The organism is Pseudomonas sp. BIGb0381, from assembly GCF_024809815.1.
Classification (GTDB): domain Bacteria; phylum Pseudomonadota; class Gammaproteobacteria; order Pseudomonadales; family Pseudomonadaceae; genus Aquipseudomonas.
This window is the reverse complement of sequence record NZ_JANUEN010000011.1, coordinates 187,679-210,638: the sequence shown is the minus strand read 5'-3', so window position 1 is coordinate 210,638 and position 22,960 is coordinate 187,679. Positions and strand designations below refer to the sequence as shown.

16 protein-coding genes are annotated in these 22,960 nt (G+C 61.8%); 11 read left to right on the top strand and 5 right to left on the bottom strand.

What is annotated here, in order from left to right:
* Positions 1-5: 5 nt before the first annotated feature.
* Positions 6-4,901 (bottom strand): alpha-2-macroglobulin, encoded by a 4,896-nt coding sequence (locus M2397_RS25405; RefSeq protein ID WP_259244696.1) that lies wholly within the window; start codon positions 4,899-4,901, stop codon positions 6-8.
* A gap of 233 nt (positions 4,902-5,134) precedes the next feature.
* Between M2397_RS25405 and M2397_RS25400 the strand changes: the two genes are divergently transcribed.
* Complete coding sequence (locus M2397_RS25400; RefSeq protein ID WP_184745352.1) at positions 5,135-6,478, top strand: MATE family efflux transporter; 1,344 nt, start codon at positions 5,135-5,137, stop codon at positions 6,476-6,478.
* Positions 6,479-6,526: 48 nt separating this feature from the next.
* Here M2397_RS25400 and speA read toward each other — a convergent pair whose 3' ends face one another.
* From speA to M2397_RS25380, 4 genes are all read right to left on the bottom strand, one after another.
* Positions 6,527-8,440 (bottom strand): arginine decarboxylase, encoded by a 1,914-nt coding sequence (gene speA, locus M2397_RS25395; protein ID WP_131696705.1) that lies wholly within the window; start codon positions 8,438-8,440, stop codon positions 6,527-6,529.
* Positions 8,441-8,583: 143 nt separating this feature from the next.
* Entirely contained in the window at positions 8,584-8,955 is a 372-nt protein-coding gene (locus M2397_RS25390; RefSeq protein ID WP_005784408.1) for a translation initiation factor Sui1, read from the bottom strand.
* Between the two features lie 181 nt (positions 8,956-9,136).
* Positions 9,137-9,673 (bottom strand): NUDIX hydrolase, encoded by a 537-nt coding sequence (locus tag M2397_RS25385; protein ID WP_131696706.1) that lies wholly within the window; start codon positions 9,671-9,673, stop codon positions 9,137-9,139.
* A 2-nt stretch (positions 9,674-9,675) separates the two neighbouring features.
* Entirely contained in the window at positions 9,676-10,653 is a 978-nt protein-coding gene (locus M2397_RS25380) for a DUF2333 family protein (protein ID WP_405046500.1), read from the bottom strand.
* Between the two features lie 389 nt (positions 10,654-11,042).
* Between M2397_RS25380 and M2397_RS25375 the strand changes: the two genes are divergently transcribed.
* The 10 genes from M2397_RS25375 to purH all read left to right on the top strand — a co-directional run bounded on the left by M2397_RS25375 (position 11,043) and on the right by purH (position 22,925).
* On the top strand, positions 11,043-12,713 hold the full coding sequence (locus M2397_RS25375; RefSeq protein WP_184745356.1) for a PleD family two-component system response regulator: 1,671 nt from the start codon (positions 11,043-11,045) through the stop codon (positions 12,711-12,713).
* A 53-nt stretch (positions 12,714-12,766) separates the two neighbouring features.
* Positions 12,767-14,728: a methyl-accepting chemotaxis protein gene (locus M2397_RS25370; RefSeq protein ID WP_259244695.1), complete on the top strand. Its 1,962-nt coding sequence runs from the start codon at positions 12,767-12,769 to the stop codon at positions 14,726-14,728.
* A 236-nt stretch (positions 14,729-14,964) separates the two neighbouring features.
* Positions 14,965-15,420 (top strand): type II 3-dehydroquinate dehydratase, encoded by a 456-nt coding sequence (gene aroQ / locus M2397_RS25365; RefSeq protein ID WP_259244694.1) that lies wholly within the window; start codon positions 14,965-14,967, stop codon positions 15,418-15,420.
* Positions 15,421-15,444: 24 nt separating this feature from the next.
* Positions 15,445-15,906: an acetyl-CoA carboxylase biotin carboxyl carrier protein gene (accB, locus tag M2397_RS25360; RefSeq protein WP_027607997.1), complete on the top strand. Its 462-nt coding sequence runs from the start codon at positions 15,445-15,447 to the stop codon at positions 15,904-15,906.
* A 17-nt stretch (positions 15,907-15,923) separates the two neighbouring features.
* A complete protein-coding gene (accC, locus tag M2397_RS25355) occupies positions 15,924-17,285 on the top strand; it encodes an acetyl-CoA carboxylase biotin carboxylase subunit (RefSeq protein WP_131696710.1) in 1,362 nt (453 codons plus the stop codon).
* Between the two features lie 278 nt (positions 17,286-17,563).
* Complete coding sequence (gene prmA / locus M2397_RS25350; protein ID WP_131696711.1) at positions 17,564-18,442, top strand: 50S ribosomal protein L11 methyltransferase; 879 nt, start codon at positions 17,564-17,566, stop codon at positions 18,440-18,442.
* A 30-nt stretch (positions 18,443-18,472) separates the two neighbouring features.
* A complete protein-coding gene (locus tag M2397_RS25345; RefSeq protein WP_167656901.1) occupies positions 18,473-19,720 on the top strand; it encodes a DUF3426 domain-containing protein in 1,248 nt (415 codons plus the stop codon).
* A gap of 185 nt (positions 19,721-19,905) precedes the next feature.
* Positions 19,906-20,919 (top strand): tRNA dihydrouridine synthase DusB, encoded by a 1,014-nt coding sequence (gene dusB / locus M2397_RS25340; RefSeq protein ID WP_131696713.1) that lies wholly within the window; start codon positions 19,906-19,908, stop codon positions 20,917-20,919.
* Entirely contained in the window at positions 20,916-21,236 is a 321-nt protein-coding gene (gene fis / locus M2397_RS25335) for a DNA-binding transcriptional regulator Fis (RefSeq protein ID WP_002555375.1), read from the top strand. The genes dusB and fis overlap by 4 nt, the downstream gene beginning before the upstream one ends.
* Before the next feature lie 81 nt (positions 21,237-21,317).
* The gene (purH, locus tag M2397_RS25330) at positions 21,318-22,925 is read left to right on the top strand and encodes a bifunctional phosphoribosylaminoimidazolecarboxamide formyltransferase/IMP cyclohydrolase (protein WP_053134609.1); all 1,608 of its coding nucleotides are present in this window, start codon (positions 21,318-21,320) and stop codon (positions 22,923-22,925) included.
* The last annotated feature ends 35 nt before the right edge of the window (positions 22,926-22,960 follow it).

Genomic DNA, 22,960 nt, shown 5'->3' with positions numbered 1-22,960 from the left:
AGAGATCAGCGTCCTTTGATCACCAGGTCTGCCGGCGTCTCCCCCACTGCCTGCCAGTTCGGCCGGTACATCGACTCCACCTGCGGCGGTGGCACGCGGTAAGTACCCGGTGTCACGGCACGGGCCAGATACAGCAAGTGCGTGGTGCCGTCACCGTCAAGGTTGATGGCCGCTACGTAACGGTCATCACGAAACTCCTGATGCTTGAGCGCCGCGTTCTGCATCGACTCGCGCCACTCCTTCACCTGACTGCTGGCGTTTTCCAGGCTGGCCGCGCTTTGTGCCAGGTTCTGGTTTTCCAGCTCCAGGCCCGCAGGCAACAGGTCGACCACCAAGGCATCCGGCACGCGCTGCTTGGCGCTCACGGCAAGGTGCACCAGCACCAGGTCGCCGCTATTGAGGTTGCGCAGGTTCAGCGGTTGGCCATTCATGCCCAGGTATTCACGGCGGATGCTCAGGTTGTCGCCGCCCGGCGCCGGCGGCAGCTGTGGATAACCCGAGATTGTCAGTTGCTGGTACACCGGCGTATCCCCCTGATTGCTCAAGGCCAGGTCGCTGGACAGCAGCTTGCCTTCGAGCTCCAGGGTCGATTGCTGATTATTCAACTCATGCACACCGCCACTGCCGGTCAGGGACACCTGCCAGTCCGACTCCGGCTTGGCAAACCCGAGGCGCCCGGCCAGGAACAGCGAATTGCGCTCCTGGGTCGACAGGTACGGGCTGGCTGCCAATTGGTCCGACAGGGTAAACAAACGCTCCTCACGCTTGCCCTTGGCCAAGTCGTTTTCTTCCAGCAACGCCAGGATCATCGCCTGGTCGCGCAGCGGGCTGCCGTAGTCGGCCAGCCATTCCTTGGCGCTGCGTTGCGCCGCCAGGCCGGCCAGCAAGGCTTGATCCGCGCGCGGCTGGTCACCCATCTTCTGCAAGGCGATGGCCAGTTGCACCAACGGCAACCCGGAGCGCGCGTCACTGCGTCGCTCGAAAATACTGCGCAATGCGCCCAACGGCGCCTGCTGACTGCGCGCCAGCACCATGCCAGCGTAGGCCTGCACGGCAAAGCGCGTGTGGTCGGCGTTGTCGCTGTAGTCGACTTCGATCAGGTTGCGTTCCTGCACATAACGCAGCAGGCGCTCGCTGGCTTTCTTCAACGCTTCGGGCGGTACCGCGAAGCCCTGGTCACGGGCACGCAACAGGAAGTCGGTGACATAGGCCGTCAGCCAATATTCCTCTTCGCCATCCGCGCCCCACAAACCGAAGCTGCCGTTGTAGCGTTGCATGCCCAGCAGGCGCTCGATGCCCAGCTCAATCTTGCGTTTGCGCTCGGCATCCGGCTCACCCTTGATACTCAGGCGCTTGAGCAACGCATCGTCCGCATACAGCGATGGGTACAGACCACTGGCAGTCTGCTCCAGGCAACCATAGGGGTAGGCCTTGAGTGCCGAGATCTGCGCGCCGAGGTTCAGCGGTGGCCGGCTCGACAGGCTCAGCAGCGCCTCACGCCCAGAGGCATCGAACTGATCAAGTGTGCCCACTGGCAGGCTCCACGGCTCGCCTTTGAGTACTGCCCGGTAATGTTTGAGCAACGCGGGATACGCCGGGCGCACACCCAGGGTCCATTCGCGGCTGAACGGCGGGAGGTTCTCACCGGGCAGGTCCAGGCCATTGACGGTGACCTTCACCTTGCCTTGACCCAAGCCCCCCCAGGCTTTCACCGGGATACGCAGGGTGGTGCGCTGGCCTTGCTTGAGTTCGACGGTTTGAGCACCACCGTTGACCAACTCCAGCTGCCCTTCAGCACTCAATTGCACGTCGAGTTTCTGCGCCTTGCCCGACAGGTTGGACAGGTCCAGGGCCAACGTCGTCTGGTCACCGCCAGCGAGGAAGCGCGGCGCCGACAGCTCGGCGATCAGCGGTGCTGCGATCACGGTCTTGCCTTCGGCCATGCCGTAGCGGTCATCGCTCCAGGCCTGGGCCATCAGGCGCAGCTCGCCGTTGAAGTCGGGGATATTGACGCTGACTTCACCCTCGCCCTGCTCATTCAAGGTCACCGGCGCGCTTTGCAGGGCAACGATGGTCACGCTGGTGTCCGGGCGCTTGCCACCCTTGGCCAGCGCGGCGTCACCACCAAAAGCCAGGCTGGCCAGGCGGCCCTGCCCGGCTTCGATCAATTGGCCGTAGATGTCGAACTGGTCCACGCCGTAAGCCTTGCGACCGAACAGGCTGGAGTAAGGGTCGGGTGTCGGGTATTCGGTGATATTGAGGATGCCCACGTCCACCGCCGCCACCAGCACGTGCACCTGTTTCGGTACGCTGCCATCGGCATTCTTGGCGGCAATCTTCACCGTCAGCGGTTGTTTGGGACGCATTTTTTCCGGCGCGGTCAGGGTCACGCCAAGCTTGCGCTGGGTGCGATCCAGCGGCAGGTGCAGCAGGCCCACCGCGCGTTTCGGGGTGATATTGGCTTTGCGCTCACCTGGGCGAATCACCAGGGCGCTGACGTACAGGTCATGGCGCGACCATTTCGGGTCGAGCTTCACGGCAAAACTTTTGCCCTCGGCCGGCACGTCGATTTCCTGCCACCACAGCGGCCCTTCGGCGGATTCCACCAGCAGGTAACCTTTACCGGCAGCCGGCGGCGTGACCGTGACGTTGGCGGTGTCGCCGTCGCCATACGCGGGTTTATCCAGCGCCAGCTTGACCTGGTCGGGGCGCACGGCGCCGCCTTCGGTGTTGTCCTGGGCCTGGTAACCGGCCCAGAAACGCAGGCTGCTGACCAGCCCGGTCTGCGGGTCCTCGACCTCGACACGGTACGGGCCCCACTCCACCTGGAAGCTGACCTTGGCGGTATCGCCGGCCTTGATGTTCAGGGTCTGTTCGTCGAGGTTGAGGAATTTCTCGTTGTAGTGATAGCTCCAGCCATCGCTGTCCGAGTAATTCCAGTAGTAGTCACGGCGCTCGCGCACCAGGCGGACCTTGAGGTTTGGCGCGGCGAGTTTTTGCCCGTCCTGGTTGGTCAGCAGCACTTCGAATTCCGCCGGGCCATCGCCATTGGTTTCCTTGCCGTCAAACAGGCCGCGCAGGCCCGGCAATTGCTCGGCCGGCCAGATCGGCTGCACCAGGCGCCGGGTGATCGGCCGACCGCCGGACTCTTGCAGGCTGGCTTGCACGATCAGTTGCAGAGGGGATTTGGCGTCGGCCCATTTGCTTTCCAGGGTCAGTTCTTCCTGGCCCTTGGCGTCGAGTACGCTTTCGTCCAGCTCGAAGTCCTGGCTCAGTTCTTCTTCGGTGACGGAGCCGAATTGATAGCCCGGCAGCGACTTGACCGCTTCGCGCAACGGTCGCACATAGACTTGCCCGCTGACGCGGTTGCCCGACGCCGGCGCACCATAGAGGTAGCGACCATTGACCTTAATCACCGGGTTATCCGCCGGGCTCAATGCCGTGTCGCTGCCCTTGAGTTCCAGCGCCAGGCGCTCGGGCAGGAAGTCTTCGACAAGGAATTCATACAGCTGCGGCTTGCCATCACCCAGGTCGAACACCAACTGCCAGCGCCCGGTCGGGGCTTCACCGGCCAGTTGCAGTTGATATTGATAGAGGCCGGAGGCGTCGGCATCCCATACGAACTTGCGGCTCACCTGTTCATCCGGGCGACGCACTTCGACGCTCACCGGTTGCGGCTTGACGGCGTTGCCGTCCTTGTCGCGCAGCAGGGCGTTGAGCAACACGGTTTCGCCGGGGCGATACAGGTCGCGCGGGCCGAACACAAAGAACTGCAGGGGGTGCGAAGGTTGGCCGCCAATGTCGAACTCCGCCAGGTCAAGGGCGGCGCTGTCCAGGCGCAGCAAACTGGTCTGCTCGCCCTGTTTGGCCAATAACACCTGGGCCTTTTTCGGCAATGGCAGTTCAGCGTGACCGCCCTTCTCGGTCTTGCCCTGGCCCAACACACGGCCGTCGGCATCGAGCACTTCGAGGTCGACGCCATCCAATGCCTTGCCACCTTCCAGCGCCTGGGTAAACACATCCAGGCGATTGGCGTAGCGGTGCACCGACAGGCCAATATCGCTCAAGGTAAACAGCGTGGCCGGTTGCGAATAGTTGTAGGTGCCCGAGGCGCGCATCACCGCCAGGTACACACCCGGCTGTTGCAATTGCTTGAGGCCGGCGATCGGCAGCAACAGCGTTTCGCGGGTATTGCGCGCCGGGTTCAGGTCGAAACGGCCGCCGTAGACCAGGTCAGCCAGCGGCAGCAATTCGCGGGATTCATAACTTTGCAGGCTGGTATTGCGCCCCCACTGCGCCAGGAACGACGGCAGGGATTCGGGCTTGATCCGGAAGAATTCAACGTCGATCTTGTCGACGTTTAGCGCGATCACCGGCAGGCCTTCGGCCAGGCGCGTCGGCAACAGCGTGCCACGGCTGGCGAAGCCGACGGTGGCTTGCAGGTCGCGGGTCTCAAGGCGCGCGCTGTACTCGGCGGCGAGCGTGTTGGCGTTGACCGCCTTCACCCCGGCATCCACCGTCAGCACCAGTTTGCGCTGGGGCTCCAGGTGGCGCAGACGCAGTTCCATGAGGTTATCCGACAGCTCCCAGGCGCCGTCGACCTTGCCGGACTTGCTGTCGACCAGATGAAGTTTGTCGGCAAATTTCTGCTCCGGATCCAACGGAATGGAAAAGCTCACCGACAAGGTACTGGCCCCGTCCAGCTGCACCTCGGACACGTCCACCACACTCAGCTCACGCCCGGCATAACGCTGTTTCAGCGCCGCCACATCCACCGCCGCCTTGGCCGGTTTCGGCGCTGCCGCCACGGTGGGCGCAGGCGGTGCAGCCGGTTTATCGGAGGAATCGCAGGCGCTCAGCAGGGCCAGCGCGCAGGCCAGGAACAATCCTTTGTTAAGCATGGGGCACTCGTCGTCAGAGGGAACCGAGGGATGAACTATATATCAGCGTCGGCAAAGCCGATGTGGCGCTGGTCACATTGACCGACGGAGGGTGGTTTGGTTCTGGGCGTGTTTCGCGTTCCAGCCAAATCCCACGGACATTGGAGATTAATATGTGGGAGGGGCCCCATTCCACATTGACCCTGTTGCGGTGCCAATGGACGGTTACAATGCCGCTCCCCCAAGGATCCTGCATGTCCACCTTACTGACCGACTGGCGCGATCGCCCTACCCATCGCCGTGTATGGGCTCTGGCTGCACCGATGATTCTTTCGAACATCTCCGTGCCGTTGGTGGCACTGGTCGACAGCATGGTCATCGGCCACCTGCCCCACGCCCACCAACTGGGCGCCGTGGCCGTCGGCGCCAGCCTCTATACCTTCCTCGCCTGGGCCATGGGTTTTCTGCGCATGGGCTCCACCGGTTTCGCCGCCCAGGCCGCCGGGCGCAGTGATGGTGCGGCACTGCGGCAAATCCTGCTGCAAGGCCTGTTGCTGGCGCTGGGGTTGGCGATGCTGCTCGGCACCGTCGGCATTCCACTGAGCCATCTAGCCCTGGAGTGGATGCAGCCCTCCCCCGAACTCAACCAACTGACCCGCGAGTTCTTCCACACCCGCCTGTTCGGCCTGCCTGCCGCGCTGGCCAGTTATGCGCTGGTGGGCTGGTTCCTGGGCACGCAAAACGCCCGCGCGCCGCTGGCGATTCTATTGACCACCAACTTGGTGAATATTGCCCTCAACCTGTGGTTCGTCCTCGGGCTGGACTGGGGTGTGGTCGGCTCCGCCCGCGCGTCGGTGATCGCCGAATGGACCGGCGCCTTGCTCGGTCTGGCCCTCACGCGAAAAGCCCTGCGCGCCTACCCCGGGCATATCGCCTGGGCCGCGTTGAAGCTTTGGGAAAGCTGGCGCCCGTTGCTCGCGGTGAACCGCGACATTTTTATCCGCAGCCTGGCGTTGCAGTCGGTGTTTTTCATGATCACGGTACAAGGCGCACGCCTGGGCGATGCCACTGTGGCGGCCAATGCTCTATTGCTCAATGGCTTGTTACTGACCGCTCATGCGTTGGACGGTCTGGCCCACGCGGTCGAGGCCCTATGCGGCCATGCCATCGGCGCCCATGATCGCCAATCCTTACGCCGCTCCCTGGTGGTTGCCGGCGGCTGGTCATTGATCGCCAGCGTCGGCTTCGCCCTGCTCTTCACTGTCGCCGGCCACCTGTTTATCGCCATGCAGACCGATATCCCCAGCGTGCGCGAAACCGCCGATATCTACCTGCCATACCTGGCGGTACTGCCGTTGATTGCGGTGTGGAGTTATCTGTTGGATGGGTTGTTTATCGGCGCTACTCGGGCACGAGAGATGCGCGATGGAATGTTGCTGACGGTATTGCTGACGCTGCCCATCGCTTGGGCATTACAGGGGTTGGGTAACCACGGGCTGTGGATAACCTTCCTGCTGTTCATGGCAGTGCGCAGTCTGACGCTGTGGGCGATAGCCTGGCGTCTGAATCGGCAGGGGCTGTGGCTGGGAGTTAACTGAAGAAATGCAATCCTAATGTGGAAGGGGGCAAGCCCCCTTCCACATTTTTTACGAGGACAAGTAGGAAGAACGAGTCAAGCCAAGACGCAACGCGTCGAGGAACTGCGTACGCTCACTGGCACTGATCTTCGCGCTGGCGCACTTGTCACGGTAGTGAGTCATCAACTCCTCCGGCGACAAGTGCACATAGCGCAGCATGTCTTCGATGGTGTCGTGGGTCTCGATGCCGGCGCTGTACACCGAGCCGTCTTCGCGCTGATAGATGTTCACCGAGTCGGTGTCGCCGAACAGGTTGTGCATGTCGCCAAGGATTTCCTGATAGGCGCCAACCAGGAAGATACCCAGCAGGTAGTCTTCACCGTCGTTCAAGGCGTGGACCGGCAGGCTGGTCTCGATGCTCTGCTCGTCGACGTATTGCTTGATCTTGCCGTCGGAGTCGCAGGTCAGGTCTTGCAGCACCGCGCGGCGCAGCGGTTCTTCGTCGAGGCGGTGCAGCGGCAAAATCGGCAGGACCTGGCCGATGGCCCAGGTGTCCGGCAGGCTCTGGAACACGGAGAAGTTGCAGATGTACTTGTCGGCCAGCTTGTCGTTGAGTTCGTCCAGCACCTGGCGGTGCGAGCGCTGGCGGGCTTTGAGCGAGTTATGCAGGCGACGGCACACGGCGAAGTAGCACTGTTCGGCCAGGGCTTTCTCGGCCAGGGTCAGTTTGCCGTCGGCATACTGGGTGGCCACGTCGCTCATGTAGTGAGTGGCGCGCCAGTAGGTTTCGGTGACCATTTCGATGTCGGTCGGGCCGAGCAGGTCTACCAGCCATTGCACGGTTTCAGGCAGGCTTTCCTTGTTTTCGATGACCGGGATTTCGTCGTTGTGTTTCTCGACGTCGGTCACCTGCACCACCAGCATGGCGTGGTGGGCGGTCAGGGAGCGGCCGCTTTCGGAGAAGATATTCGGGTGCGGCAGGCTCTGCGCGTCGCAGAATTCCTTGAGCATGCCCACGACCACACCGGCGTAGTCGTCCATGTCGTAGTTGATCGAGCTGGCGTTACGCGAGTGAGTACCGTCGTAATCCACGCCCAGGCCGCCGCCCACGTCGATGTGGTCCACCGGCAGGCCGAGGTTGCGCAATTCGCCGTAGTAACGAATGGCTTCCTTGAACCCATGCTGGTAGTCGGCCAGGTTGGCGATCTGCGAACCCATGTGGAAGTGCAGCAGGCGGATGCCCTGGTCCAGGCCCGCCGCGCGGAAGCGCTCGACCACCGACAGCAGTTGCGCCGCCGACAAACCGAACTTGGACTTCTCGCCACCGGTGTCCGCCCACTTGCTCGACGCCAGGGACGACAGCCGCACACGCAGGCCCACCTGTGGCTTGACCTTGAGGCTGGCGGCCTCCTCGATCACCAGTTCAACTTCGGATTCTTTCTCGATCACGATAAATACGTTGTGGCCGAGCTTTTGGCCCATCAGCGCCAGGCGGATGAACTCGCGGTCTTTATAACCGTTGCAGACGATGGTGCCGCCCTTCGGCGCCAGGGCCAGTACGGCCAGCAGCTCAGGCTTGGAACCGGCTTCCAGGCCGATAGACACGTTCTGGGTGGCGATGATGTTTTCGATCACCGCTTCCTGCTGGTTCACTTTGATCGGGTACAGCGCGGTGTACTTGCTCTGGTATTCCAGGCGCTCGATGTTGGCGTCAAAGGCACCGGTCAACTGGCGGACACGGTCTTGCAGGATATCGGGGAAGCGCACCAGCAATGGCAACGACAGGCCGCTCTTGCGCAACTGGTCGACTTGTTCGTACAGGTCGACAGGCGTGCTGTTCGGGCCGTTCGGACGGACTTCAACGCGACCGGCATCATTGATCGCGAAATACCCGGCCCCCCAATGGCGAATCCCGTAAACACTGCGGCTGTCCGCAACTGTCCATTGGCTGCCATCGTCTTTGCGTGTGCGTCGTACGGACATCGAAGTCCCCTATAAATGAAGGCGAAGGCGCCGCCTCGCGTTCGAGGCTGGCGCAGTCTAAAGAATGAAAATGACGATTTGCCTGTAAGCAAGGTAGACCCCACTCGCAGGACAGAGTTTAGACACAGGTTGGGAAGAGGCTTTCAGCCGCCGGACTTCTTGGCCTTGTAACCGAGCTTGATCAGCTCGGCCAACAGCAGTTCGACGTGATCGCCCTGGATCTCGATAACCCCGTCTTTCAACGCGCCACCGGTGCCACAGCGCTTTTTCAGCGTGGTGGCCAATTCCTTGAGCGCGTCTTCAGCCAGGGGCACGCCGGTGATAGTGGTCACCGTCTTGCCGCCACGGCCTTTGCTTTCGCGGCGCACGCGGGCAATACCGTCGCCTTCAGGGATCAGGGTCTGTTTGCAGGTACACGAATCCACGGGCTGACGACAGTCCGGGCAGTGTCGACCTGCGTCGGTGGAAAATACCAGGCCGCCGAGGGCGGCGAAGGATGCGGCTTTTTTGGCCACCGGCAATCCTCTCGGGAGGACAAAGACTGATCGGCCTCCGCTAAGGGACGACCGACCGCGAAGCCCCACTCAGGCAGGGGCAGCGCTACCGAGCCGCCAAGGCGGTTCGGGTGAAAAGTCGCGCAGTGTAACGGCAAAAAGCCGACTTGCTAAGAGCCAAATGGCGCCAATTTGTGCAGCTTTAGCGACGTGAGGCCAGATAGCGCCGCAGCCCCTCTTGGGCGTCCGGGCAGTAAGGCTTTTGCTGCGCTTCCTGCAGGACCGTTTCAACGGGCAAAAAGCGCGCTTCCATGACTTCTTCAGGCTGCAGGCGCAGAGGCCCGTCCCAGGTCGCGGAATAGGATTTGCACCAGAGTCGGCTGTCGCCATCTTCGAAATAGAAATGGTCATGTTCGATCAATTCCACCCCGCCGACACCCAGTTCTTCTTCGAGCTCGCGGGCAGCCGACAACGCGTAGGATTCGCCCGCCGCGACCATCCCGCCCGCCGCCGTATCCCAGAAACCCGGGTACAGGGCCTTGCTCAGGGTGCGCCGATGCACACACAGCTCACCCTTGGAATTGAACAGGAAGATAAAGGTGCAGCGGCCGATCAGGCCGCGCTGGCGCAGGTCTGACCTGACGAGGTGGCCGAGCAGGTTGTCCTGCTCGTCGACCCAGCAGATCAGTTCGGCATCGGAGGCTACGCGGTGCGCAGCCTCCTTTTGAGTCGCGTCCATCATTAACCCTGGTTGAGCAGTTGACGCAAATCGATCACCGCCGCGTTGGCCCGGGAAATGTAGTTGGCCATGACCAGCGAATGGTTAGCCAACACGCCAAAGCCGCTGCCGTTGAGGATCATCGGACTCCATACCGGCTCTTGCGAAGCCTCCAGCTCACGAATGATCTGGCGCACGCTGACGGTGGCGTTTTTCTTGGCCAGCACGTCGGCAAAGTCGACTTCGATGGCACGCAACAGGTGGGACAGCGCCCAGGCCTGGCCACGGGCTTCGTAGAACACGTTATCGATCTGCATCCATGGGGTTTCCACCACTTCTTCGTCGACCTGCGGCACTTCACCCGGCGCCAGGGTTTCGGTTTTCAGTGCGGTGTTCAATTTGACCCGGCCCACGCTGGCCGACAGGCGTTGCGACAGCGAACCCAGGCGGGTGGCCACATCGCCCAGCCAGTTGTTCAGGTTGTCGGCGCGGGCATAGAACAAGGCGCCACGCTGATTCGGGTCGGACAGGCGCGCTTCATAGCGGTTCAGGGAGTTGATGCCTTCCTGGTACTCCGACTCACTGGAGGGCAGCACCCAGCTCTTGTTGTCGAAGTTGAAACGCGGCTCGGCCTTGGCCAGATCGGCGTCTTCGGCCGACTGCGACTGGGAGCGGGCGAAGTCTTTACGCAGGGCGCGGGTCAGGTCGCGCACCTGCACCAGCACGCCGTACTCCCAGCTCGGCATGTTGTCCATCCACAGGCCCGGCGGGAAACGGTCGTTGGAAATATAGCCACCGGGCTTGTTCAGCAACGTGCCGACCACGGTCTTGAGGGTTTCGACGGTGGTATAGCCCAACACCATCTGCTTGCCTTCCTTCTCGGCGGCAAGCTGCGCATTCTGCTGGACCGGGAACAGCGCCGGCTCTTCGCTCCAGTACCAGCCCAGGGCGCCGGTGACCAACAGATACAGGCCGAGCACGCTGAGCACGGCTCGGCTCATCAGCAAAGTACGAAAATAGCTGCGGTTGGCCGACTTGGGCTCAGGGGCAGGGCCTTTGGCACTGCCCGCACGGTTTTTCCAGTCCAGCATGGCGATATCCTTTCAATCACTTGAGTTCATGCACTTGAATTGAGGGCGTGCGTTCAAACACTCCGACCACAACCCTACCCCATCGTGCCCGCCCATGCGGGGCTTTTCACCAAACGTGCAGACGGGAAGCATTCGACTATAAAGGATGCACGCCTTTTAAGCTGCGCGACCATCAGGTCACCCACTGAATATCAGGGACACGCAGTTAATTGACATATGACACTCATCCCATTGAAAAGAGGTGCTAGCATAGAGCCATCAGTTCGACCTCAGCATGCACCCTAACTAGTAGTCAGGATATGACCGAGCCAGAAGACCCCAGCCGTGAGCGTCTCAAGCAGCATTTTGCCCAGCGGGTAATTCATCAGGCACGTCAAATTCTTGAGATCTGGCAGCGCCTGCAACGCAGCGAATGGTCAAGCGCCGACCTCTCCGAACTCAGCGAAGCCAACCTGCGCCTGCTGCGCTTTGCCGAGCGCTTCGAACAACCCGAGCACGGCCAGTTGGCGCGGCACATCGGTGACTCACTCAAGGCGGTGGACGAAAACCGCGGACGCTTGAGTAGCCACTTGATCACCGAACTCAACCGCTTGATGCAGCGCTTGTCCCGCACCGGCCTGCGCCAGGGCGACCAGTTGGAACAAACCTTCCTGCCGCCGATGCGCAAGCCGATCTACGTGATGCTGGCCGATCACGACCGCGCCGAGCGCCTGGCCAAGCAGCTGGAATTCTTTGGCATGAGCGCCCACTCCCTGGACAGCGTGGCGGCGTTTCGCACCTCGATGAGCGAGCGCCTGCCCTCAGTCATTGTCATGGACGTGGATTTCTGTGGCGCCGGTCTGGGCCTCAGGCTCGCGGCCGAGGCCCAGGAAGGCCTGGAGCATAAGCTGCCGCTGTTGTTTTTCAGCCTGCATGAAACCGACACCCCCACTCGCCTCGCCGCCGTGCGCGCCGGCGGCCAGGAATTCCTCACCGGCACGCTGGAAGCCTCCAGCCTGCTGGAAAAGATCGAAGTGCTGACCTGCGTCGCCCAGTACGAACCATACAAAGTGCTGATCATCGATGACTCGCGGGCCCAGGCGCTGCACACTGAGCGGTTGCTCAACAGTGCCGGCATCGTCACCCGTACCTTGATCGAGCCGATCCAGGCCATGGCCGAGCTGGCGGACTTCCAGCCCGACCTGATTATCCTCGACATGTACATGCCGGCCTGTACCGGCACCGAACTGGCCAAGGTCATTCGCCACAATGACCGTTACGTCAGTGTGCCGATCATCTACCTGTCGGCCGAAGACGACCTGGACAAGCAGCTGGACGCCATGAGCGAAGGCGGCGACGACTTTCTCACCAAACCGATCAAGCCGCGCCACCTGATCACCACGGTGCGCAACCGCGCCGCCCGTGCGCGTAACCTCAAGGCGCGGATGGTGCGCGACAGCCTGACCGGGCTGTACAACCACACCCATATCCTGCAATTGCTCGAAGACTGCAGCTTCCGCGCGCGCCGCGAGAACAAGCCGTTGAGCTTTGCCATGCTCGACATCGACCACTTCAAGCGGGTCAATGACAGCCACGGCCACCCCATGGGTGACCGCGTGATCAAGAGCCTGGCGCTGTTTCTCAAGCAACGCCTGCGCAAGACCGATTACATCGGCCGCTATGGCGGTGAAGAGTTCGCCATCGTGATGCCCGACACCGACCTGGAATCGGCCTGCAAGGTGCTGGATGAAATTCGTGGGCGCTTTGCCGAAATTCACTACCCGGCCCAGCCCCAGGACTTGTGGTGCACCTTCAGCGCCGGGGTGGTGGAGCTGTGCGACGACTCCGACAGCCTGATGATGGCCGCCCAGGCCGACGAGGCGCTGTACCGCGCCAAGCATGCCGGACGTAACCGCGTGCAAGCGGCGCGCACGCCAAGGCAAAGTGCCATCTTTTCACCAGAATCCAGTGATTCCGTCATAACCCTGTAATGAAAACGCAATAACTTCAGGCACTTACCTTTTGCCGTCGGTTGATATCCCGCATGCGCCTGAAGCTGCTGACCAATCTCAATACCCTCCTGCTGGTGGCCGTTTGCCTGGCGCTTGGAGCGACGCTGTGGTGGTCGCAACGGGCGCTGGAACGCCCTTATTTGCTGATGGAACGCTACCTCGGTCTGTCACAGACCTTTCAGAACCAGGCCGCGCGCAATATCGACGACTACCTGGCCAGCGGTGATGCATTGCGCTTGAGCAGCGCCAGCCAGAGCCTGGAAAGCCTGTTGCAGCACCTGGATGAACTGCCAGCCGACCTCGCGCAAAACCTGCGCCCCAGCCTCGCGGACCTGGATACCTTCAGCAAGACCGACCTGCTGGCGGCCGGTAAGTTGGCGGGCGACCCGCAAGCCTTGTTGCTGCAAGCAGAGCGGGAGCTGGGCGCCAATCTGGAGCAACTGAGCCAGTACGCAATGGGCGTCAACACCCCCGAAGCCGCGCGCTACCTGCCACCGCTGCTGGCCGCCTCGCAACACCTGGGCAAGCTGTCCCTGGCCCGCGGCAAACTGGTGAGCAGCGGTCGCGCGGAACTGGCGGACGATGTAGAGCGTGAAGTCGGCAATATGCGCAGCCAGGCAGATCTGCTCGAACAACTGCCACTGCTTGGGGTAAAAGCCAGCGCAGAATCCAACACCGATGATTTTTCGGCCTTGATGGGCCTGGAAAATACGCAAAAAGCCGAAGCCCAGGACACCGGCGTCGACCTCAAGCGCGAACTCAACGGCCTGCTGGCCCGCTACCCCGCCGAACTCCAGCGCACCCGCACGCAGATCCAGCAACGCGCCGACCTGGCCGCTGCCACCCATTTGAAAATCGCTGCCGTTCAACAAGCCATCGCCGGCCTGGAGCCGGTGGTGCGTGCACAACACGGCAAGATCCAGGGCGAAGTGCGCCTGATACAAGGCGTGATGATCGGCCTGATCCTGCTGATCGCCCTGCTGATCGACACCCTGCAACGACGCCTGGCGCGGGTGCTGACCAACCTGGCCCCGGCCTTGTCGACCTGGGGCGAAGGCGATTTCAGCCAGCCGATTATCGTGGGCAAGACCAATCGCGAACTGCGCGACATCGAAGCATCCCTTAACCGCTTGCGCGCCTACCTGGTGGACCTGGTGGGTACCATCCGTGGCAATGCCGAAGAAGTGGCCGGCAGCAGCCGCGCCCTGGCCGAGCTGAGCAGTGGCCTGCACGACGGCGCCGAACGCCAGGCCGGGGATACCGCGCAGATTCGTGATTCCCTGGGCGAACTGGAAGCCACCATCCAGCAAGTCGCCGGGGATGCCAGCCAGGCGGCCGGCGCCAGCCGCAGCGCGGGCCAGGCGGTCGAGCAAGGCCAGCGCGTGATCGGCCTGAGCCTGACCGGCCTGCACGCGCTGGTGGGTGAAGTGCAGCAAAATGCGCAGATGATCGAGAAACTTGCCGAAGAGTCCGCCACCATTGGCGGCGTATTGACCGTGATTCGCTCGATTGCCGACCAGACCAACCTGCTGGCGCTCAACGCCGCCATCGAAGCCGCACGCGCCGGTGAGGCCGGGCGCGGTTTTGCCGTAGTCGCCGACGAAGTGCGCACCCTGGCCCAACGCACCGCTGGCGCCACCGCCGAGATCCAGGGCTTGATCACCGGCCTGCAAACCGCTGCACACCAATCGGTGCAGGGCATGCGCGCCCAGGTCGAACACGCCGAGGCCACCGCCCAGCAAGCCCAGGCGGCAGATGGCGCACTGGATGAAATCGTCGGCGCGATCCAGACCATTTCCGCCACCGCCGTGCGCATTGCCGATGTAACGGCGCAGCAAAGTGGCGCCGTGAGTGAGATTCGCGATAACAGCGAACGGATTCATCAGCTGGGTGAGGACAACCTGCTGCGCATCGGCCAGGGCCGCAGCCAGGGTGAGCATTTGCTGGTGCTGGGTGGGCAGCTTAATACGGCTGTGCAGGCGTTCCGTGTCTGACCTGCCCCCTGAAGATCCAAAATCAAATAATGTGGGAGGGGCTTGCTCCCTCCCACATTTGATCTCCACGGGATTCAAGGGCGTATTACCAATGACCGGATCCCGACCCCCAGTCACAAATTTTGCGCAATCCTCGCTAATCGTGCCGCCTACTGCATAGAACTGGACAGTCACAAAGGCTTTGCGGCATAGTCGCCGGGTTCTGCCTTGCCCACATCAATAACAAGGAACAGCCGATGGCGACCTTACTGGTTCTTCACGGACCCAACCTGAACCTGCTCGGCACCCGTGAACCGGGCGTCTACGGGGCAGTAACCCTCGATCAGATCAACCTTGACCTGGAACGACGGGCACGTGAAGCCGGCCACCATCTGCTCTACCTGCAAAGCAATGCCGAGTATGAATTGATTGATCGCATCCATGCCGCGCGTGGCGAAGACGTGGACTTTATCCTGATCAATCCCGCCGCTTTTACGCACACAAGTGTTGCATTACGTGACGCGCTGCTGGCGGTGAGCATCCCATTCATCGAAGTGCATTTATCGAACGTGCACAAACGCGAACCTTTCCGCCATCACTCCTACTTCTCCGACGTTGCGGTAGGAGTGATCTGCGGCCTTGGCGCCAGCGGTTACCGACTGGCCCTGGAGGCCGCCCTGGAACAGCTTGAAGAACAGGCCAAGCGCCCCTGACCGACCCTTGGGAGTTGATGATTCATGGATATCCGTAAAGTTAAGAAACTGATCGAACTGCTGGAAGAATCCGGTATCGACGAGCTGGAAATCAAGGAAGGCGAAGAGTCCGTACGGATCAGCCGCCACAGCAAGACCCCGGCCCAACAGTTCTACGCGCCACAGATGCAGGCACCGGCACCAGCTGCTGCTCCGGCCGCCGCGCCTGCTGCTGCCGCTGCACCTGCCGCACCGGCAGCCCCTGCGCTGAACGGTTTCGTGGTCAAGTCGCCAATGGTCGGTACGTTCTACCGCACCCCGGCACCGACCTCGCCAGCCTTCGTTGAAGTGGGCAAGACCGTGAAAGTGGGCGACACCATCTGCATCGTTGAAGCGATGAAGATGATGAACCACATCACGGCCGAAAAAGCCGGCGTCATCGAATCCATCCTGGTAGAAAACGGTCAGCCGGTTGAGTACGACCAGCCGCTGTTCACCATCGTTTGAACCGCGGAGCGCCTTCGATGTTGAAACCTGCGAAGAAACTGCAAAAAGTCCTGATCGCCAACCGCGGCGAGATCGCGCTGCGTATCCTGCGCGCCTGTAAGGAAGAGGGCATCAAGACCGTCGCTGTTTACTCGACGGCCGATACCGAATTGATGCACGTGAAACTGGCGGACGAAAGCATCTGCATTGGCCCGCCACTGGCCACGAACTCGTACCTGAAAGTCTCGAACATCATCGCGGCCGCTGAAGTGACCGGCGCTGATGGCATCCACCCGGGCTACGGCTTCCTCGCGGAAAACGCCGATTTCGCCGAACAGGTGGAAAAATCCGGGTTTGCCTTCATCGGCCCGAAAGCCGAAACCATTCGCCTGATGGGCGACAAGGTATCGGCCAAGGACGCCATGATCGCCGCCGGCGTGCCAACCGTTCCGGGCTCCGACGGCCCACTGCCTGAAGACGAGGAAACCGCACTGCGCATTGGTCGCGAAGTCGGTTACCCAGTGATCATCAAGGCCGCCGGTGGCGGTGGTGGTCGCGGCATGCGCGTGGTGCACAAGGAAGAAGAGCTGATCGAAGCGGCCAAGCAGACTCGCTCCGAAGCGGCTGCCTGGTTCGGCAACCCGATGGTCTACCTCGAGAAGTACCTGACCAACCCACGTCACGTGGAAGTGCAGGTACTGTCCGACGGCCAGGGTCACGCCATCCACCTGGGCGACCGCGATTGCTCGCTGCAACGTCGTCACCAGAAGGTGCTGGAAGAAGCACCGGCACCGGGCCTGGACGAAACCGCTCGCCAGGAAGTCCTGGCTCGCTGCGTCAAGGCGTGCATCGACATCAACTACCGCGGCGCCGGCACCTTCGAGTTCCTCTACGAGAACGGCCGCTTCTACTTCATCGAGATGAATACTCGTGTGCAGGTAGAGCACCCGGTGTCGGAGATGGTCACCGGTATCGACATCGTCAAGGAGATGCTCAGCATCGCCGCCGGCAACGTGCTGTCCTTCACCCAGGACGACGTGAAGATCCATGGCCACTCCCTGGAGTGCCGGATCAACGCCGAAGACCCGAAGACCTTTATCCCAAGTCCAGGCCTGGTCAAGCACTTCCATGCTCCGGGCGGCAACGGCGTTCGCGTCGATTCGCACCTGTACAGCGGCTACAAGGTTCCGTCCAACTACGACTCGCTGATCGGCAAGCTGATCACCTGGGGCGCCACCCGCGACGAGGCCATGGCCCGTATGCGCAATGCCCTGGACGAAATCGTGGTTGACGGCATCAAGACCAACATCCCGCTGCACAGGGACCTGGTTCGTGATGAAGGCTTCTGCGAAGGTGGTGTGAACATTCACTACCTGGAACACAAGCTGGCCAACCAGTAAGTGCTCCACCCAACAAAGCCGCCTTCGGGCGGCTTTGTTGTTTGTGGGCCCTCTATTTTGAAGATGTACACAGTCCAAATGTGGGAGGGGGCTTGCCCCCCGATAGCGGTGGATCAGTTACAGATACCGAGACTGACACACTGTAATCGGGGGCAAGCCCCCTCCCACATTTGACCGGCGTGCAGTCAGTAGTGTCGTCTTCTGCCCGCCGCTCGCGTAAACTTGCGCGCTTTCGCAGCCTACCCCGCTGCACACTCATTTTTTCAAAGGTGCCCGCCATGCCTTGGCTGCAAGTCCGTCTCGCCATCAGCCCAGAACAAGCCGAAACCTACGAAGACGCTTTCCTCGAAGTGGGCGCCGTCTCGGTCACCTTCATGGACGCCGAAGACCAGCCGATCTTCGAACCCGAGCTGAACACCACCCCGCTGTGGTCCCACACTCACCTGCTGGCCCTGTTCGAAGACGGCGCCGATGCCGCCGCCGTGCTGGCCCATATGGAGTTGCTCACCGGCAGCCCATTGCCTGAGCATCACAGCGAAATCATCGAAGACCAGGACTGGGAACGCAGCTGGATGGACAACTTCCAGCCGATGCGCTTCGGCCAGCGCCTGTGGATCGTGCCGAGCTGGCATGCCGCCCCGGAGCCGGACGCGGTCAACCTGCTGCTGGATCCGGGCCTGGCATTCGGCACCGGTACCCACCCCACCACCGCGCTGTGCCTGGAGTGGCTGGACGGCCAGGACCTGACTGACAGCCACGTGCTGGATTTCGGCTGCGGCTCGGGGATCCTGGCGATTGCCGCCCTGTTGCTGGGCGCCAAAGAAGCCGTGGGCACCGACATCGACGTGCAGGCCCTGGAAGCCTCCCGCGATAACGCCGGGCGCAACAACATTCCTGAAGGCAAATTCCCGCTCTACCTGCCGCAGGATTTGCCCCAGGTGCAGGCCGACGTGCTGGTCGCCAATATCCTCGCCGGCCCGCTGGTTTCCCTGGCGCCGCAACTGTCGAGCCTGGTCAAGCCGGGTGGGCGCCTGGCGCTGTCGGGCATCCTCGCCGAGCAAGGCGAAGACGTCGCCGCCGCCTACGCTAAGGATTTCGAGCTGGATCCGATCGCTAACCGTGATGGCTGGGTACGCATCAGCGGACGTCGGCGCTAGAATGAGCGCTTGCCTGAATCGGATGGCCGCATGACCGACAGTTTCGTCACCCAGTGCCCGCATTGCCAAACCCGCTTTCGCGTCAATCACGCCCAATTGAGCGTGGCTCGCGGCGTGGTTCGCTGCGGCTCGTGCCTGCAAGTCTTCAACGCTGCCCGCCAGTTGCTGGAGCAGCGCGCCCAGGCGCCTGCGCCGGAGCAACCGGCCGCGATCGAGCCCGCGCGCGAAGCAGCGCCTGAGCCACAGCGGGCAATCAGCCAGAAGCAGTGGAGCGCCGAAGAGCTGGACCTGGACAACTTGGACCTGGACAAGGAACTGGCCAAGCTGGAACGCCGCGAGATTCAGCATACCCAGCCCGTGGGCGCGGAACGCCGCCAGCCCGGCGCCGACCGTCGGCAGAAAGAAGACGCCCTCAGCGCCAGCCGCGAAACCGTCAAGGCCGAAGAAGAAAAATGGGCCGCCAGCCTGTTCAGCGAGCCGGCTGAAGAACGCGCCAACGCTTCCGAAGAAGAACCTGAACCGAGCAAAGCCCCTGCGACCAGGCAACGCACCGAGCCATCCATGTCGTTGCACATCGACGACAGCGACGATGAGCCAGCGCTGCGCTCAACCCCGGACGATGAACACACCGACCCGCCGTTCACGCCCCTGACAGCAGCAGCGGATGAAGCGCAGCCCGAAGAGCGCGCGCAATCCCGTCGCAAGCGCCCACGCCCCGAGGCCGGCGTCCATGACGACCTGCTCCAGGACCTGGAAGACGACCCTCTGCACCTGTACGCGCAAAAACGCCCGCAGGGCCTGGGACGCCGCCTGATCTGGATGCTGCTGGTACTCATCGCCGCCGCCGGCCTGGCCGCGCAGTACATTGCCTATCAATTCGACGATCTGGCCCGCCAGGACGCTTACCGCCCGTGGTTCCAGCAACTGTGCCCCACACTGGGCTGCACGGTGCCGTCGCGGGTCGATATCGCCCACATCAAGAGCAGCAACCTGGTGGTCCGCAGCCACCCGGAGTTCGCCGGGGCGCTGGTGGTGGATGCGATCATCTATAACCGCGCGACGTTCTCCCAGCCCTTTCCGCTGCTGGAGCTGCGTTTCGCCGACATCAACGGCAACCTGATTGCCAGTCGTCGCTTCAAGCCCGCCGAATACCTGAGTGGCGAATTGGCCGGGGTGAGCGAAATGCCATCACAGACCCCGATCCATATCTCCCTGGACATCCTCGATCCGGGCAATAAAGCCGTGAATTACAGCTTGAGCTTCCACTCGCCCGAGTGAATCGGCTCACGCACCGAAGCTTGACGGTGGGTTATTGACTGGGCGCCGCCCATCCAAACCGGCGGCGATAAAGAAATAACTGTTCAGATTTTATCCAATTCAGCCTTTATCCAGTCATCGAGAGCGGGTATCATGCCAACCCTTTTTCGAACTCTAATGATCCGGCCCCACAACAGGGAAGTCCTATGTCGGCGGTACGCATCGGCCCATATACATTGCAGAATGGCTTGATTCTCGCCCCGATGGCGGGCGTCACCGACCAGCCCTTTCGTCAGCTGTGCAAGCGTTTGGGCGCGGGTCTAGTAGTCTCGGAAATGGTCACCAGCGACATGAGCTTGTGGAACACCCGCAAATCGCGGATGCGCATGATCCACGAAGGTGATCCCGAGCCCCGCTCGGTACAGATCGCCGGCGGTGATGCGCAAATGCTGGCGGATGCGGCCCGAGCCAACGTGGAGTTGGGCGCACAGATCATCGATATCAACATGGGCTGCCCGGCCAAGAAGGTCTGCAACAAGGCCGCCGGTTCCGCGCTGTTGAAGGATGAGCAGTTGGTTGCCGAGATCCTGCAGGCCGTTGTTGCCGCAGTGGATGTGCCGGTAACCCTGAAGATTCGTACCGGCTGGGACCGGGACAACAAGAACGGCCTGACGGTGGCGAAGATCGCCGAACAGGCAGGCATTACAGCGCTGGCAGTGCATGGCCGCACCCGCGCCGACCTTTACACCGGTGAAGCCGAGTACGACACCATCGCCGCGATCAAGCAGGCGGTGTCGATGCCGGTATTTGCCAATGGCGACATCGACTCAGCCGAAAAAGCCCGGCGCGTGCTGCAAGCCACCGGTGCCGATGGTGTGTTGATTGGCCGGGCCGCACAGGGGCGACCGTGGATTTTTCGTGAGATCGAGCATTTTCTGCGTACGGGTGAAGTCCTGCCGGCGCCGGAACTGGTCGAAGTGGAACGTATTCTGCTAGAGCATCTGGCTGCACTTCACACCTTCTATGGAGAGGTGATGGGCGTGCGTATTGCTCGCAAGCATGTGGGTTGGTATCTCGCAACCCTGCCGGGCGCCAGGGAGTTTCGCGCCGGCTTCAATCGTTTGGATGAAACGCAAGCACAGGTCACCGCCGTTCGTGAGTTTTTTGCCGAACGAGACAAGAGCCTGAGAGCAGGGGACGGAGAATGGGTGGCCGCATGACGATGATGACCGAGACTTTAGTGAGTGGAACAACACCCGTGAGCGACAACGTCAATTTAAAACAGCACCTCAACACGCCGAGCGAAGAAGGCCAGACCCTTCGCGGGAGTGTCGAGAAGGCGCTGCATAATTATTTCGCCCACCTTGAGGGCGCTTCCGTCACGGACGTGTACAACCTGGTGCTCTCCGAAGTCGAGGCGCCCCTGCTCGAAAGCGTGATGAACTACGTCAAGGGCAACCAGACCAAAGCTAGTGAGCTGCTGGGCCTCAACCGTGGCACCTTGCGCAAAAAGCTCAAGCAATACGATTTGCTGTAAGCATTCAATCAAACCAGAAAGGCGCCCGCGTAAAACCGGTCGCCTTTTTTGCTGACTCCTTTGCTTTTGATGGAAATTGAAATGACCGACCAGACTACCCGCCTGCCGATCCGCCGCGCCTTGATCAGTGTCTCCGACAAGACCGGGATCCTCGAATTTGCCCGGGAGCTGGAAGCCCTGGGTGTGGAAATCCTCTCCACGGGCGGGACCTTCAAACTGCTGCAGGACAACGGCGTGGCCGCAGTGGAAGTGGCGGACTACACCGGCTTCGCAGAAATGATGGACGGTCGCGTCAAGACCCTGCACCCGAAAATCCACGGCGGCATCCTCGGCCGTCGCGGCATCGACGACGCCATCATGACCGAGCACGGCATCAAGCCGATCGATCTGGTGGCCGTTAACCTCTACCCGTTCGAAGCCACCATCAACAAGCCAGGCTGCGACCTGCCGACCGCTATCGAGAACATTGATATCGGCGGCCCGACCATGGTGCGCTCGGCAGCCAAGAACCACAAAGACGTGGCCATTGTGGTCAACGCCAGCGACTACGCCCAAGTATTGGAAAGCCTGAAAGCTGGCGGCCTGACCTACGCCCAGCGTTTCGACCTGATGCTCAAGGCCTTCGAACACACGGCGGCCTATGACGGCATGATCGCCAACTACATGGGCACCGTGAACCAGGCCGCCGAGACCCTCAGCACTGAAGGCCGCAGCCAGTTCCCGCGCACCTTCAACAGCCAGTTCATCAAGGCCCAGGAAATGCGCTACGGCGAGAACCCGCACCAGAGCGCGGCGTTCTACGTGGAAGCCAAGCCTGCCGAAGTGGGGATCGCCACCGCGACCCAACTGCAGGGCAAAGAGCTGTCCTACAACAACGTGGCTGATACCGACGCCGCGCTGGAATGTGTGAAGAGCTTCGTTAAGCCAGCCTGCGTGATCGTCAAGCACGCCAACCCGTGCGGCGTGGCCGTGAGCCCGGACGCTGAAGGCGGGATCCGCCAGGCCTACGAGCTGGCCTACGCCACCGACACCGAATCGGCATTCGGCGGCATCATCGCGTTCAACCGCGAACTGGACGCCGAGACCGCCAAGGCCATCGTCGAGCGTCAGTTCGTCGAAGTGATCATTGCCCCATCCGTCAGCGAAGAGGCCCGCGCCATCGTCGCCGCCAAGGCCAATGTGCGCCTGCTGGCCTGTGGCGAGTGGTCGGCTGAGCGTGCCGCTGCCTGGGACTACAAGCGCGTCAATGGCGGCTTACTGGTACAGAGCCGCGACATCGGCATGATCGGCAGCGCAGACCTCAAAGTGGTGACCAAGCGCGCCCCGACCGAGCAAGAGATCAACGACCTGATCTTCGCCTGGAAAGTGGCCAAGTACGTTAAATCCAACGCCATCGTCTACGCCAAGAACCGCCAGACCATCGGTGTCGGCGCTGGCCAGATGAGCCGCGTGAACTCGGCGCGTATCGCCGCGATCAAGGCTGAGCACGCCGGTTTGCAGGTGGCCGGTTCGGTGATGGCGTCCGATGCATTCTTCCCGTTCCGTGATGGCCTGGACAACGCCGCCAAAGCGGGCGTGACTGCCGTGATCCAACCGGGCGGCTCGATGCGTGATGCCGAGGTGATTGCCGCTGCTGATGAAGCCGGCATCGCCATGGTCTTCACCGGTATGCGCCACTTCCGTCACTAAACACCCCTACTTTCCTACTGTAGGAGCGAGCTTGC